The organism is Reichenbachiella sp. (genome assembly GCF_965223055.1).
Lineage (GTDB): Bacteria > Bacteroidota > Bacteroidia > Cytophagales > Cyclobacteriaceae > Reichenbachiella.
Genome location: NZ_CBDCVM010000012.1, coordinates 34197 through 47853, shown reverse-complemented (window position 1 = coordinate 47853; position 13657 = coordinate 34197). Strand labels below are relative to the sequence as shown.

Genomic DNA, 13657 nt, shown 5'->3' with positions numbered 1-13657 from the left:
CTATCTTTGTTTGAGTATTGCAAATCATACATTATGGAATATAGAATCGAAAAAGATACCATGGGGGAAGTAAAAGTCCCTGCTGAAAAATATTGGGGTGCACAAACCCAGCGTTCATTGATGAACTTTAAAATTGGTGGTGAACACATGAAAATGCCAATGGAAATTATCCGTGCATTTGCCATCTTAAAAAAATCTGCTGCAGAGACCAACACCGCATTGGGTGTGATGGATAAAAGTAAGTCAGACTTGATTGGTCAGGTATGTGATGAAATTTTAGCAGGAAAACTCGATGACCAATTCCCGTTGGTAGTTTGGCAAACTGGCTCGGGCACACAGTCGAACATGAACTCTAATGAAGTAATTGCGAACAGAGCTCATGTGATCAACGGTGGAACTTTGACGGACGACAAAAAAGCCATCCATCCAAATGATGACGTGAACAAATCGCAATCATCGAACGATACTTTCCCAACAGCTATGCACATTGCAGGCTACAAAATGTTGGTAGAAACTACTATTCCTAAAGTAGAGAAGCTAAGAGATACTTTAGCTAAAAAAGTAGAAGCCTTCAAGGATGTAGTGAAAATTGGAAGAACACATTTCATGGATGCTACTCCACTGACCTTGGGTCATGAGTTTTCCGGCTACGTTGCTCAATTGAACTTTGGGTTGAAAGCATTAAAAAACACACTGCCCCATTTGTCTGAATTAGCACTTGGAGGTACAGCAGTAGGAACGGGATTGAATACACCAGAAGGATATTCAGAATTGGTCGCTGAGAAAATAGCTGGACATGCGGGTCTACCACTAGTTACGGCTGAAAATAAATTTGAAGCCTTGGCAGCTCATGATGCGATCGTAGAATCTAGTGGTGCTTTGAAACAGTTGGCAGTAAGTTTAATGAAAATAGGAAATGACATCCGAATGCTATCCTCTGGACCAAGAAGTGGCATTGGAGAAATCACCATCCCAGAAAACGAACCAGGCTCTTCTATCATGCCTGGGAAGGTAAATCCGACACAATGCGAAGCTTTGACCATGGTGTGTGCTCAAGTGATTGGAAATGATGTAGCGATCTCGGCTGGTGGTATGACCGGTCACTTTGAATTGAATGTCTTCAAACCTATGATGATCTACAATTTGTTGAATTCAGCCAGATTAATTGGAGATGCTTGTGAGTCATTTAACGATAACTGTGCCGTTGGTATTGAACCAAATCATGCTGTGATAGAAGAGAAACTTGAAAAGTCTCTCATGCTTGTCACTGCCTTGAACACACATATTGGCTATGAAAATGCAGCTAAAATTGCCAAAAAAGCACATAAAGAGGGGAAAACGCTACGCGAAGCGGCTCTCGAATTAGAACTATTAACCAATGAGCAGTTTGACGAATGGGTAGTACCTGCTGATATGGTAGGTAGTTTAAAAAAATAATCAAACATTTCAAAAACTTGAAAAAGTACAATTATTGACTAAATTGGCCTATATTTAGATTAATTTTTTTGTACATTAGTCATTATAAGTAGGATTAAATCATAAAACCATGAAGAATATACTAGCAATTTTTTCACTTCTGATGTTCGTGGGATTCGCACAAACTGCGGAGGCACAGATGTCAAAACAAGAAAAGAAAGAATGGAAAAAAAGAATTAAAGCACTTAGCCCAGAGCAATACAAAGCGCTTTTAGAAGAGAATAAGTCTCTTAAAGGTCAGTTGAGTAGCTTGAAAAAAGAAGTAGCCGGCGTTGATGATCGCATCAAAGAAAAAGATGATCAGATCGCAGACTATCAGGATCAGGTATCAAGTTTGAGAAGAGAATTAGCCGACGCAAAAAAGAAAGCAAAAGCTGCTCCTAGCAATGAAGATGCTTCTTCTGCAGGAGCTCAAACAGCGGTGAGTACTAAAGGCGTTCTATTTAAAGTTCAAATTGGTGCATTTAAAAAGAAGGATTTGTCCAAATTTTCGCAAGGCAACCCATCGTTCCAATTGGATGAAAAAGATGGCGTAATGAAGTACACCATTGGCATGTTCAAGGATTACTGGGAAGCCGATACTTTCAAAAAGTACTTGAGAGAAATGGGCGTTAAAGATGCCTGGATTGTAGCTTTCAAGGATGGCAAGAGAGTACCTATCAAGCAAGTGCTTGAAGGGGTGATCTAAGAAACCTTCTCTAAGAGACATTAAAACCGTCCCGATAGCTATCGGGACGGTTTTTTTATTTTATTCCTATACTTTTGCACTCCATTATTAGAAATCTACATGATAAAATATAAGACCAGGGAAGAAATAGAGCTTATAAGACAAAGCGCGCTAGTTGTATCTAAGACTCTTGGATTGATGGCTTCTAAGATTCAGCCAGGTATTACTCCACTTCAGCTAGACGCTATGGCCGAAGAATTCATTCGTGATCAAGGAGCTGAACCTGGATTTTTAGGTCTTTATGATTACCCCAACACTATTATCACTTCAGTGAATGAACAGGTGGTTCATGGAATTCCTACCAATAGACCATTAGAAGAGGGTGATGTAGTAGGTGTAGATATTGGTGCCAAAATGAATGGGTTTTATGGAGATCATGCCTACACATTTGAAGTTGGTGAAGTAGATCCCAAAACTAAGAGATTACTTGAGGTTACTAAAGAATGTCTTGATCTGGGTATTGCACAAGTCAAGAAAGGTAACCGTATGGGTGATTTGAGTTATGCCATTCAGCAGCACGCTGAAAAAAATGGTTATGGAGTAGTACGTGAGCTGGTTGGACACGGGTTAGGGCGTGAAATGCACGAATCTCCAGAGGTACCCAATTTTGGAAAGCGTGGAAGAGGGCCTTTGTTTAAAGATGGATTAGTGATAGCAATAGAGCCAATGATCAATATGGGCACCAAAAATGTTAAGCAACTATCAGATGGTTGGACCATTATTACAGCAGATAAGCAGCCTTCTGCACATTTTGAGCATGATGTGGCCTTTATTGACGGCAAAGCAGAAGTATTATCCACATTTGACTATATAGAAGAAGCTTTGGCTAAGGTCAATGCATAGGACACTCTGCGCGAAACTCTCATATTTTTTAATAGTTGAGTCCAAGTCCTATTTTTTTTCTTATCTTTAAAATGTGAATATTTATACTTTTAAAAGAATATTATGAATCAACCCGATGCGTCTTTAGTAGAGATGTTGCATTATGCACAATATCTCGCTGAATTTATAGCAATTATTCTCGTTAGCGGATCACTAATTGGTTATCTATTTTACTACGGTGTAATACAGGTAATATCAGGACGATCTACCAGATATCGTTTTAGAGCCAAGAATGAGATCAACGTACTTTGGACTGCTGCTCTTGGCCTTGTAGCTGCTGGTGCCATTTTTATTTCAGCTGTTCTAATTAAGGATAGGGATTTGACCAACTCGATAGCTTTGGGCATGAAGCTCATTTTACCTCTAGGCTTTGCCTTTTTGGTAGGCTCGGCAATCAATTCTTATTTGAGAATTTATTACCCTTCTATTCTTGAAGATAAGTTGGCAAAAATCCGTTTCAAAGAGAGAAAAGCTCCTAGCGGAAAACCTATGAGGTTGCTCAATGAGGAAGAAGAAGATGCATATTTAACTAAAGAAATGATTCACGAAGAGGAGTTGAATCACTTTGACTACGATGTTTGGTTAGATGAAGAAACCAAAGTTACTGTCATTGAAAAATATGTAGGTAATCCTAACAAACTTTGTCCAAGTTGTAAATTCAGAACGCTTAGATTAGAAAGCGAAGAAGATGAAGGCAGCTATACGACACAAAAGTACAAGTGTACTTATTGTGGCAACAAGGAAACTGAAACAGTAGACAACGACTAATATTCGTAAAAAACATAGAGAAAGGCTCTGAAGTATAACTTCAGAGCCTTTTTTTGTTTTAATTGACCACCTCTCCTTTTATACTCAAAGTGATGGGTCCTGTGCCGGTATTGGCATTGACAGTCACCGTTTTGTTGAATGCTCCAATCTTTGCGGCATTGTAGGTGGCGGTTACTTCACCAAATTGGCCAGGTAGGATTTCACCCTTGGTGTAAGCCGCTACCGTACATCCACACGAGCCTTTTACTGAAACTATCATCAAAGGTGTGCTTCCAGTGTTTTGAAATTTGAAATCTGCCGTAACCGGTTTGTTCTGTAGAATTTGACCAAAGTCATATTCAGTCAGACTCCATGACATCACTGCCCCAACTGTGGGCTTGTCTGTAGTTGTGAAATTTAACGAAACTATGGCAACAGCCAATGTCAAAAATACTAGGTACTTTTTCATAGTATTATTATTTAAGTTTAAAATAAATTACCCTCCAAATGTGATGTATGGACAGAAAAAGCATTGTTAATATATTCCTATCAATTGTTAATGTAATGTTAAAGCCAGTAGAATCAACAGGATTTCGATATAGAATGAAGTCCTTTGAGTAGGTAAATAGCCATGAACAGAAAGACATTCAGACTTGTGGTATTTCTTGCTGCCATTTCTATTGGTGGCATTCTTTTCATTCAGATTTTCTGGGTGGGCAAGGCATTTGATCTAAGCAACAAACAGTTTGAGCATAATGTGAATCTGGCATTGCTCAACGTCACCAGCACACTGTGCGAAATCAATCAAAATGAAATATTACCAGACCCCATCGAACAGCTTTCTTCTAATTATTTCATTGTCAACCTCAACAATAAAATCGCACCCGAACTGCTAGAAGCCATTCTAAAGAGTGAGTTTCAAAAACGAGAGATCGCAGAAAATTTTGAATACGGTGTATTCGACTGTACCAATCGCGAAATGGTCTATGGCCGATACATCGACCTCCAGAAAAACACCCAGTCGGCCCCTGCTTCGTCAACTTTTCCTCAACTTAATAAAGACGCCTACTATTTTGGTGTCTACTTCCCCAACAAAACTTCTACGCTGGCTGGCGAAATGTGGATATGGGGCTTTTCGTCGATAATCTTGCTCGTAGTCGTTATATTTTTTGGATATACCTTAATGGCCATTTTTAGGCAAAAAAAACTATCTGAAATTCAGAAAGACTTTATCAATAATATGACTCATGAATTCAAAACGCCTATTTCTACGATTGCACTTTCATCCGATGTACTTCAATCCGATGAAATTACCAATCAACCTGAAAGGCTGTCTCAATATGCGCAAATCATAAAAAAAGAAGCCGCACGATTACAAAATCAGGTGGACAGAGTATTGCAAATGGCTACCGTGGAAAAAGACACTATCAGCCTTACCAAACAAGAGTTTAATCTCAACGAATTGATAGAGCAGTCTATTCAAAGTGCCCAATTGAACCTTACACAAGGAGGACAGATTACATTTTCTGAAAAGACGGTAGAAGCAATGATTTCGGCAGACAAAGTGCACCTCACCAATATCATTTATAATCTGTTGGACAATGCGATTAAATACAATGAAAATATTCCGCAAGTAAATATCTCTACTGTTTCCAAAGAAAACAGATTGTCAATTGCCATCCAGGACAACGGCAAAGGCATTGACAAACAAGTACAGGATTTAATCTTTAAAAAGTTCTACCGTGTGCCTACCGGCAATGTTCACAACGTCAAAGGGTTTGGACTGGGCTTGTATTATGTAAAAATGATTGTTGAAGCACATGACGGAATGATTTCGTTAGAAAGTTCTACATCCGGCACTACGTTCACTTTAGACCTCCCCAAAGCATGAAAAAAAACATTCTATTAGTTGAAGATGATGAAAGCTTGGGCTTTGTCATAAAGGACAATCTAGAAAACAAAGGCTATGTGGTCCAATTGAGCAAAGATGGTGAGGCAGGTTTAAACGACTTTGACAATAAGACATTTGACCTTTGCATTTTAGATGTCATGTTGCCAAAAATGGACGGCTTCACCCTGGCTGAAAAAATCAGACAACGTAGTAAAGTAACCCCCATCATCTTCCTAACTGCAAAAGGCATGCAGGAAGACAAATTGGAAGGCTTTAAAATCGGTGGGGATGACTATATGACCAAACCTTTTTCTATGGAAGAGCTCACTTATAGAATTGAGGTCTTTTTGAGAAGAGTAGGATCCGCTACGAGCGAATCAACTGTTCGGCCTCTAGGCAACTTTTCGTTTGACATAAATAGTTTCACGCTGTCGATAGGTGGTCAAACTCAAAAACTCACTCGACGAGAAGCCGAGATTTTACAATTTCTATCCGACCGCAAGGACACGTTAGTAAAAAGGGAAGAGTTGTTGATTGCCCTATGGGGAGACGATGACTATTTCAAAGGTAGAAGCATGGATGTGTTCATCTCTAAGCTGAGGAAATACCTAAAAACAGACGAAAATGTTGATATAGAAAACTATCATGGCGTGGGGTTTAAGTTGGTGGTTAAAAACTGAAAGTAGAAAGTCAAAAGAGAGAAGACTTTCTACTTTTAACTTTCCACTTTTTCTCTTCACTTACTTAATTTTATATCTCAAACCCGCATAGGTATTTCTACCAAAAATCGGCCCCCAGACCAGTGAACTGTCAAAATAATCGCCAAATGGATCATCGCTCGCCAATATTGGATTCTCTTGTCTATAGTTGAGTAAATTTTCTACACCTACATACACCTCGAATCGTTCACCCCAACTTTTAGTCACTTGCACATTCATCAAATAGAAATCCGGCGATTTTTGTTGTAGCTGGTAATCCGACGGATTACTACCAGTATACGGGATTCGCTTCTCACCCTGCCAGTTGAATGTATAATCAAATTTCCAATCTGAGCGAGTTTCATAGCCAAGGTTCAAAAAAGCTCGATGTGCCGAAACTAGCGGTTTTTGCAAAGTAACATCTCCATAAGTTGTATTCACATCAAACCAACGATAACCGATTCTCATGTCAACAAACTTCAGGACTTCATAGTCCACTTGTAGTTGAAAACTATTGGAATAGGACTCTCCATTTAGATTGTAAAAAGCTACTTGCTGAGGACTCTGATCCAGATCCACTACGATCTGATTTTCGAAATTGGTGCGATAGTACTCTACACTAAAACTACCCTCTCGATAATCCAGCCTAAACTCCTGAGTCAAATTGATTCCAAAGTTCCAGGCCACTTCGGCATCCAGACCATAAGGTTTATCACTCCCATCACCCTGAACGATGATCTGTCTCGACGACGCAAAAACACCAATGTTCTCAGCCAAAATACTTGCCGTTCGTTGACCTCTACCCATTGATGCTCGCAATACTGTTTGATCAGTCAGTGCATACCTCAAATGGACTCTTGGCGTCATAAACGTACCATATAGATTATGATGATCTACTCTGATACCCGCCATGGCATTGAACTTGTCAAGAAAGGAATAGCTGTACTCAAAATATGCTCCGGGCACCACTTCGGTTCGGCCATAGTCATTGATATTCAATACTTCATCATATCGATCATATTGAATGCTCGCCCCAGTTTTGAACTGATGATCGGTAGTACCAATCATACTTTGGTATATGAAATTTCCATAAAAGCTCTGCTGATCCGCGTCATACTCATTCAATCCAAAATATGAATCCTGATCATGGTAAACGCCAGAAACTTGAACTCCTACAGACTTCCAGGGTTGTTCTATGTAAACTTTTCCAATCTTAGTCCATGCCTCAAATCGTTTGGTGAAAAGATTCATCCCCCAAAGATTGGTAGTACCTCTATCCCTACCAGGGTCAAAACCTACTTGCCCTCCTAGGTTATCCAGATAAGTACCCTTCACACCAAATTGCATCATCAGGCCATTCTGACCAATGTACTTCCAGCGATTGAGCCCAATGAAATGCTGACTTAAGGGATTGTCTAAAAAGCCATCCTTGTTTCGGTCTCGCTCGATGGCGTTGGCCTTTGTATGCAGCAAAACAGCTGTCGACCAGTTTTCACCAACCCTTTGACTCCAGTTCAGGTTAGCCTCAAACCTACCCCCTTCATTGGCATACAGGTTAGCATAAAACTTATCGCTCTTTTCTGGTTTTCGAAGTTCCACGTTGATCTGACCTGCCACACTTTCATAGCCATTGACCACCGAACCTGCGCCTTTATTGAGCTGAATGCTCTCTATCCAAGTGCCAGGGATATACACCATACCATAGATGGCAGACAGACCACGTACGTCTGGCATGTTCTCCCTGGTGATTTGTGTATATGGCCCTGCCAATCCCAACATCTGAATTTGGCGCGTGCCCGTCACGGCATCGGTAAAAGATACATCTACACTTGGATTAGTTTCAAAACTCTCACTAAGGTTACAGCATGCCGCTTTCAATAACTCCTTTTCACTGATGAGCTCAGACTTCAAAGGATTCAAATAATCTATCTGAACTGTTTTTTGTCTGTACTCGACCTCCACTTCATCTAGGGTCACATCAGGAAGAAGTTGAATGGAAAGCTCTTGATCATCTGACACACCCAAAGTGTCATTCAGATAACCAATGTAGCTTGCTACTAACTGGTCAGTGTCAGAAACACGATCAAGACTGAAATTACCATCTGCATCCGTGGGAGCTCCTTTAGTTGTGCCTAGCCAATAGATGTTGGCACCAACCAATGGAATTTTATCTCCATCTTCTCCCAATTCAAATACTTTTCCTTTGACGGGTGATTGATTAGATTGAGCGAATGCCAACTGCATTGACCCTAAGGCCAACGCCACCAATAAAATACATCGTAGCATGATTGTTAGTGTTTATCTACACCGTCGTTGTATTGGCAACAATCAGGTAGTTTACTGTAAGCCTCATCGGTAGTGGCTACTTGATCAGTGGTATGACCTGCTGCTGCTATGGCTTCATGAATTTCCATTTCGGAAACCTTATCCTCACGATAGACTGCCTTAAAGGTCCCTGAAGGAATATCCCATTCAGTCAATTTCACTCCTTTAATTAGTGCGGCTTCTTCGATTCGTTCCTTACACATTTTGCAAACACCCTGTACGGTAAACTCACAAGTGGCAATGGATTTTTCTTTCTTTTGGGCATTCGCCAAAACAGGCAATACCATCAAAATCAGTAGGTATATAAATTTCTTGTATGTATTCATTATTGTTAATTTTTTGATTGTAATAATTAATCTGGACCATGACTAGTACAGATGGCAATTGAAGCGTACTCTGAGTAATTACAGAATACCTGTTGGTATCAAAAAAATTAACCGTAGAAGGTAAAAGAGCAATACTTGACGTATGCTGGAATATAGGAAGGAGGATCTACATGAGTAAATCCAAAAACTAGCTGATCTGGATTGTGTTTTTCCAAAACCAGCAAAGAAGGCACTTCGATCAACTGAAAAACATCATTTTCAAAAGAAAAGGAATAGTTACTTACTACTTTCTCTTCTTGATCCTGTGGCAAATCCACTGTTTCGTTTTCACAGCAGCTGTCCATATTCATGTCGCCACAACAACAAACTTCTGCTGTCTGAACCAAGTCTATGGATTCGATAGAGCCCATGCATTTGTGTATAGCCACGGAAGCATCTGCTGCGATGAGCAGATAAAAGAGTGATAATATAATCGCCGTGGTTTTACGCATGTCTTACTTTTGCTTACGCAAAACTAAAAAGAAGGATTTATTCTGCCGTAGAATATTTCAATTTTAAGTTTTTAATCATATCAGCAGTCATAGATTTCAAATCAAAAGCAGGCTTCCAGCCCCAGTCAGCTCTGGCTCGTGAATCATCGATACTCTGAGGCCAGCTAGCGGCGATCTCCTGTCTGAAGTCCGGATCATAAGTAATTTCAAAGTCAGGGTAAATTTCTCGAATAGCAGCTGCAATTTCTTTTGGTGAAAAACTCATGCCAGCCAGGTTGTAAGACGTTCTGGTTTTGATACTCTCTTTTGGTGCCTGCATCAGTTCTATGGTAGCTCTGATGGCGTCATCCATATAGATCATAGGCAACGTTGTATCTTCCTCCAAGAAACATGAAAATTTCTCCTCCTCAATAGCCTTATGATAAATGTCAACTGCATAATCTGTGGTACCTCCTCCTGGCAATGATTGGTAACCAATCACGCCTGGGTACCTCAAAGACCTGACATCCAATCCATATCGCTGAAAATAGTATTGCGCCCAATTTTCTCCTGCCGCTTTGCTAATACCATACACAGTAGAGGGATTCAGGAATGATGCCTGAGGCGTATTTTGCTGGTCTACTTCACTACCAAATACAGCAATAGAACTTGGGTAAAAAACTTTCTTCACTCCGTTTAGTCTGGACACTTCCAATACATTGAACAAAGTCTTCATGTTGATTTCCCAAGTACCGAGAGGGTTCTTTTCTCCATTCGCAGAAAGGATGGCAGCCAAATGATAGATTTCCTCAATCTTATATTGTTGCACTACCTCAGCGATCCGATCAGCATCTGTTGCATCTATCACTTCAAATGGGCCAGTGATATTATCCAGTTCGCGCATATCGGATCGAACGACCTGATCAGTGCCATATATATCTCGAAGGGCTTGGGTAAGCACGGTGCCGAGCTGTCCGCCTGCACCAATGATTAAGGAACGTGCCATGATTGTTAAATTTTTGGGTTAATGTTCAACACTCACATTGAATACAATTTTAGTACATATCCTTTTCATTTGTAATAACTACCATAATATTAGCTGTTATTAATACACTACTCCATAAATATTACTTTTCAACTATATTTATCCAATAATAGAAAGCAAAAATTACGGAGCGATGGATGAAATAGACAAAACCATTTTGAGAATCCTGCAAAAGGATGCAAAGATTACTGCCAAAGAAATTGCCACCCAACTCAACCTTACCATCTCTCCGGTTTATGAGAGAATACGTCGATTAGAAAAGGACGGGTACATCAAACGCTATGCGGCCATTCTGGACAAAGAATTGATCGGCAGATCAGTAACCGGACTCTGCCAGGTCTCTATGCAATACCACAATGCTGCCTTCATAGACAATTTTGAAAAACAGATCCAGGACTTAGAGGAAGTACAGGAATGCTACCACATGGCTGGACAGGTTGATTTTATACTCAAGATCAACGTAAAAAGCCTCGAAGACTACCATGAGTTCGTCAGATACAAATTATCCAAGATTGAGAACATAGGCGTACTCAACACGACCTTCGTATTGAAGGAGATCAAACATACCTCAGAGTTTTATATCTAATTTTATAGATTAGTATTTCTATCAAAACAACATCCCTTCATGATACTACCTGAAAACAACCGAAGAGCATTCATCAAAAAATCAGCATTAGCGGGACTGTCCCTCTCCTTTCTGAATCCCATGGAACCGTTCGCTCAAAAAAAAGACAAAATCAAACTGGCATTTATTGGTGTGGGAGCACGAGGGACTAACCACGTACAATTAGCACTGGAAAGAAAAGATGTAGAAATCACAGCACTGTGTGATATTGATGAATTAGTGCTCAACAGAGCTTCCGACATGGTGACTAATTCAGGTGGAAAAACGCCAGCGCTTTTTAGCACAGGAGATTATGCCTATCGCGATCTTTTGAAGCTAAAAAATGTAGATGCGGTCATCATCTCAACACCTTGGCTCTGGCATACGCCTATGGCTGTAGATGCCATGAATGCCGGTGTAGCTGTAGGGCTCGAAGTGGCCGGAGCTGCAGACATTCAAGAATGCTGGGATCTGGTAGAAACCTATGAAAAAACGGGCACGCCTTTTATGATACTTGAAAACGTGATCTATCGGAGAGATGTGATGGCGATTTTCAATATGGTAAAAAAAGGAATGTTCGGAGAAATGATTCACTTGGAAGGAGGCTATCAACATGATCTCAGAGCCGTAAAATTCAATGACGGTAAGCAGTTGTACGGTGGTGGTGTAGAATTCGGAGAAAAGGGAATGAGCGAGGCCCGATGGAGAACCCAGCATTCGATCAACAGAAATGGAGAGCTCTATCCCACTCACGGATTAGGTCCTATTCACATGATGACAGACATCAATCGCGGCAACAGATATTCCTATCTCACAAGTACCGCTTCTAAAGCCCGAGGTCTGCATGACTATATAGTCAATCACCCAAAAGGAGGCGAAGATCACCCAAATGCTGAAGTAGCATTCAAGCTTGGAGATGTAGTTACTACAGTAATCAAAACGACGAACGGTGAAACCATTACGCTCAATCATGACACTAGCCTACCCAGACCTTACTCTCTTGGGTTTAGAGTCCAGGGCACCAAAGGAATCTGGATGGACTTGAATAATTCTCTTCATATCGAAGGAGTAAGTCCGGCGCACAAATGGGAAAGCGATGAAAAGTATATGAAAGAATACGACCACAAGCTTTGGAAAAAATACGAAAACCAAGCAGCCGGTGCCGGACATGGTGGCATGGATTTCTTCGTGATCAATGCCTTTATTGAAGCCCTCAAAAGAGACGCTCCGATGCCCTTGGATGTGTATGATTGCGCTACCTGGTCAGCTGTGACTTGCCTATCCGAAGAGTCCATTGCTCAAGGCAGCGCTCCTGTACCATTTCCCGATTTTACCAAAGGAAAGTGGATCAATAGAAAGCCAATTTTTGGGGTGAATGAAGTTTACTAAACTGCTTTGATAATGGCGGACATTTCTGGAAGTCTGTCCAGCATTTGCTTAGTAAACTTTAGCTGACATCGTGCCCGATCTAGGTTATGCGTCTCATGCTTGATTTTGTAATACACGTCACCAGCCAAATAATCAGTTAAGAACCGAACCCCCATAATGTAAGCCAATAGAGGTGCAGATAGTGCTAAATATTCTATTTCCAATGGATGAAGCACATCTTTTGATGTTTCGATAAAACCCTGAGCAAACCCTTTAAACTTTTCCATGTCAATATTCACGAGACTTAAATCTCTCTCATCCTCCTCGGCTGTGCCTGCCGAAGTCCGCACTCCATCACCAAAATCATAATGAACAATACCTGGCATCACAGTATCCAGATCAATCACACAGTGACCTGAAAAATCCTCTTTGAGCAACACATTATTGAATTTGGTATCGTTGTGCGTCACTCGATCTTTGATTTTTCCAGACCTTCTCAATTGCTCAATCACACTCATTTGTTCAGCCAGATCAAGCACAAGACGAATGTCTTCCGTACACTCTAGCACTCGCTCGGTTTTTTCGGTTGTGGCCATGACCTCTTTGAGCGTATTTAATCTCTTGATGATATCATGAAAACCAGGAATGGTTTCTTTGAGATTTTGTACCGGAAAATCATCCAATAAAAGCATAAATTGCCCAAATGCTTTAGCACCCTGATAAGCTTGTTCAGGTGTTTCCACATAATCATAAGATTGATAGCCTTTCAAAAATTTAACTACTCGCCAAAAGCTTCCATTCTCATCATGAAAAAAACTGGCTTTACCCCTCGTCGGTATGATTTGTAGAGTTTCGCAAGTGCCTTGAAGTTTTGATGACAATATTTTCTCATTCAAAAACTGAGTGACCAGCTCCATATTGTGCATGAGACCGGTCACATCTTTGAATACTTCATGATTGATCCGTTGAAGAAGAAAGTCATTACCATCTTCATCATGATTTCGGACACGAAAAGTATCGTTGATCAGACCTCCGCCGAATGGTTCAATAGATTTAACTAGAATGTGCGCATCAAATGCATTGAAGATCTGTTCCATA

The 13657-nt window shown here is 40.5% G+C and carries 14 protein-coding genes; 8 read left to right on the top strand and 6 right to left on the bottom strand.

Annotated features, from left to right (window positions below):
• Nucleotides 1-33: 33 nt before the first annotated feature.
• From fumC to ACOQO5_RS15410, 4 genes are all read left to right on the top strand, one after another.
• On the top strand, nt 34-1437 hold the full coding sequence (gene fumC / locus ACOQO5_RS15425; protein ID WP_420582592.1) for a class II fumarate hydratase: 1404 nt from the start codon (nt 34-36) through the stop codon (nt 1435-1437).
• A gap of 109 nt (nt 1438-1546) precedes the next feature.
• A complete protein-coding gene (locus ACOQO5_RS15420; protein ID WP_420582591.1) occupies nt 1547-2164 on the top strand; it encodes an Ezrin/radixin/moesin family protein in 618 nt (205 codons plus the stop codon).
• Between the two features lie 99 nt (nt 2165-2263).
• Nucleotides 2264-3046 carry a type I methionyl aminopeptidase gene (gene map / locus ACOQO5_RS15415; RefSeq protein ID WP_420582590.1) on the top strand — a complete coding sequence of 261 codons (783 nt, stop codon included), beginning with the start codon at nt 2264-2266 and terminating at the stop codon, nt 3044-3046.
• A 102-nt stretch (nt 3047-3148) separates the two neighbouring features.
• Nucleotides 3149-3853 (top strand): hypothetical protein, encoded by a 705-nt coding sequence (locus tag ACOQO5_RS15410; protein ID WP_420582589.1) that lies wholly within the window; start codon nt 3149-3151, stop codon nt 3851-3853.
• Between the two features lie 58 nt (nt 3854-3911).
• Here the strand turns inward: ACOQO5_RS15410 and ACOQO5_RS15405 are convergent, their stop codons facing one another.
• A complete protein-coding gene (locus tag ACOQO5_RS15405; protein WP_420582588.1) occupies nt 3912-4301 on the bottom strand; it encodes a DUF1573 domain-containing protein in 390 nt (129 codons plus the stop codon).
• 162 nt (nt 4302-4463) lie between these two features.
• Between ACOQO5_RS15405 and ACOQO5_RS15400 the strand changes: the two genes are divergently transcribed.
• The gene (locus tag ACOQO5_RS15400) at nt 4464-5723 is read left to right on the top strand and encodes a sensor histidine kinase (RefSeq protein ID WP_420582587.1); all 1260 of its coding nucleotides are present in this window, start codon (nt 4464-4466) and stop codon (nt 5721-5723) included.
• On the top strand, nt 5720-6403 hold the full coding sequence (locus ACOQO5_RS15395; protein WP_420582586.1) for a response regulator transcription factor: 684 nt from the start codon (nt 5720-5722) through the stop codon (nt 6401-6403). The genes ACOQO5_RS15400 and ACOQO5_RS15395 overlap by 4 nt, the downstream gene beginning before the upstream one ends.
• A gap of 60 nt (nt 6404-6463) precedes the next feature.
• Here ACOQO5_RS15395 and ACOQO5_RS15390 read toward each other — a convergent pair whose 3' ends face one another.
• The 4 genes from ACOQO5_RS15390 to ACOQO5_RS15375 form a co-directional block, all read right to left on the bottom strand.
• Nucleotides 6464-8707 (bottom strand): TonB-dependent receptor, encoded by a 2244-nt coding sequence (locus tag ACOQO5_RS15390; protein WP_420582585.1) that lies wholly within the window; start codon nt 8705-8707, stop codon nt 6464-6466.
• Between the two features lie 5 nt (nt 8708-8712).
• Nucleotides 8713-9072, bottom strand: coding sequence for a heavy-metal-associated domain-containing protein (locus tag ACOQO5_RS15385; RefSeq protein WP_420582584.1), 360 nt, complete (start codon nt 9070-9072; stop codon nt 8713-8715).
• Nucleotides 9073-9179: 107 nt separating this feature from the next.
• A complete protein-coding gene (locus tag ACOQO5_RS15380; protein ID WP_420582583.1) occupies nt 9180-9563 on the bottom strand; it encodes an HYC_CC_PP family protein in 384 nt (127 codons plus the stop codon).
• Nucleotides 9564-9600: 37 nt separating this feature from the next.
• A complete protein-coding gene (locus ACOQO5_RS15375; RefSeq protein ID WP_420582582.1) occupies nt 9601-10548 on the bottom strand; it encodes an NAD-dependent epimerase/dehydratase family protein in 948 nt (315 codons plus the stop codon).
• Nucleotides 10549-10720: 172 nt separating this feature from the next.
• On the opposite strand from ACOQO5_RS15375, the gene ACOQO5_RS15370 reads away from it, so the two are divergent.
• Nucleotides 10721-11173, top strand: a complete 453-nt coding sequence (locus ACOQO5_RS15370; RefSeq protein WP_420582581.1) for an Lrp/AsnC family transcriptional regulator — start codon at nt 10721-10723, stop codon at nt 11171-11173.
• A gap of 39 nt (nt 11174-11212) precedes the next feature.
• Nucleotides 11213-12580, top strand: coding sequence for a Gfo/Idh/MocA family protein (locus ACOQO5_RS15365; protein WP_420582580.1), 1368 nt, complete (start codon nt 11213-11215; stop codon nt 12578-12580).
• On the opposite strand, the gene ACOQO5_RS15360 is transcribed toward ACOQO5_RS15365, so the two are convergent.
• The gene (locus ACOQO5_RS15360) at nt 12577-13656 is read right to left on the bottom strand and encodes a phosphotransferase enzyme family protein (RefSeq protein WP_420582579.1); all 1080 of its coding nucleotides are present in this window, start codon (nt 13654-13656) and stop codon (nt 12577-12579) included. The genes ACOQO5_RS15365 and ACOQO5_RS15360 overlap by 4 nt on opposite strands.
• Nucleotide 13657 lies beyond the last annotated feature (1 nt).

Excerpts from the sequence above, each read along its gene's own strand:
- fumC (WP_420582592.1), top strand. The coding sequence starts at position 34 with ATGGAATATAGAATCGAAAAAGATACCATGGGGGAAGTAAAAGTCCCT.
- ACOQO5_RS15420 (WP_420582591.1), top strand. The coding sequence starts at position 1,547 with ATGAAGAATATACTAGCAATTTTTTCACTTCTGATGTTCGTGGGATTC.
- map (WP_420582590.1), top strand. The coding sequence starts at position 2,264 with ATGATAAAATATAAGACCAGGGAAGAAATAGAGCTTATAAGACAAAGC.
- ACOQO5_RS15410 (WP_420582589.1), top strand. The coding sequence starts at position 3,149 with ATGAATCAACCCGATGCGTCTTTAGTAGAGATGTTGCATTATGCACAA.
- ACOQO5_RS15405 (WP_420582588.1), bottom strand. The coding sequence starts at position 4,301 with ATGAAAAAGTACCTAGTATTTTTGACATTGGCTGTTGCCATAGTTTCG.
- ACOQO5_RS15400 (WP_420582587.1), top strand. The coding sequence starts at position 4,464 with ATGAACAGAAAGACATTCAGACTTGTGGTATTTCTTGCTGCCATTTCT.
- ACOQO5_RS15395 (WP_420582586.1), top strand. The coding sequence starts at position 5,720 with ATGAAAAAAAACATTCTATTAGTTGAAGATGATGAAAGCTTGGGCTTT.
- ACOQO5_RS15390 (WP_420582585.1), bottom strand. The coding sequence starts at position 8,707 with ATGCTACGATGTATTTTATTGGTGGCGTTGGCCTTAGGGTCAATGCAG.
- ACOQO5_RS15385 (WP_420582584.1), bottom strand. The coding sequence starts at position 9,072 with ATGAATACATACAAGAAATTTATATACCTACTGATTTTGATGGTATTG.
- ACOQO5_RS15380 (WP_420582583.1), bottom strand. The coding sequence starts at position 9,563 with ATGCGTAAAACCACGGCGATTATATTATCACTCTTTTATCTGCTCATC.
- ACOQO5_RS15375 (WP_420582582.1), bottom strand. The coding sequence starts at position 10,548 with ATGGCACGTTCCTTAATCATTGGTGCAGGCGGACAGCTCGGCACCGTG.
- ACOQO5_RS15370 (WP_420582581.1), top strand. The coding sequence starts at position 10,721 with ATGGATGAAATAGACAAAACCATTTTGAGAATCCTGCAAAAGGATGCA.
- ACOQO5_RS15365 (WP_420582580.1), top strand. The coding sequence starts at position 11,213 with ATGATACTACCTGAAAACAACCGAAGAGCATTCATCAAAAAATCAGCA.
- ACOQO5_RS15360 (WP_420582579.1), bottom strand. The coding sequence starts at position 13,656 with ATGGAACAGATCTTCAATGCATTTGATGCGCACATTCTAGTTAAATCT.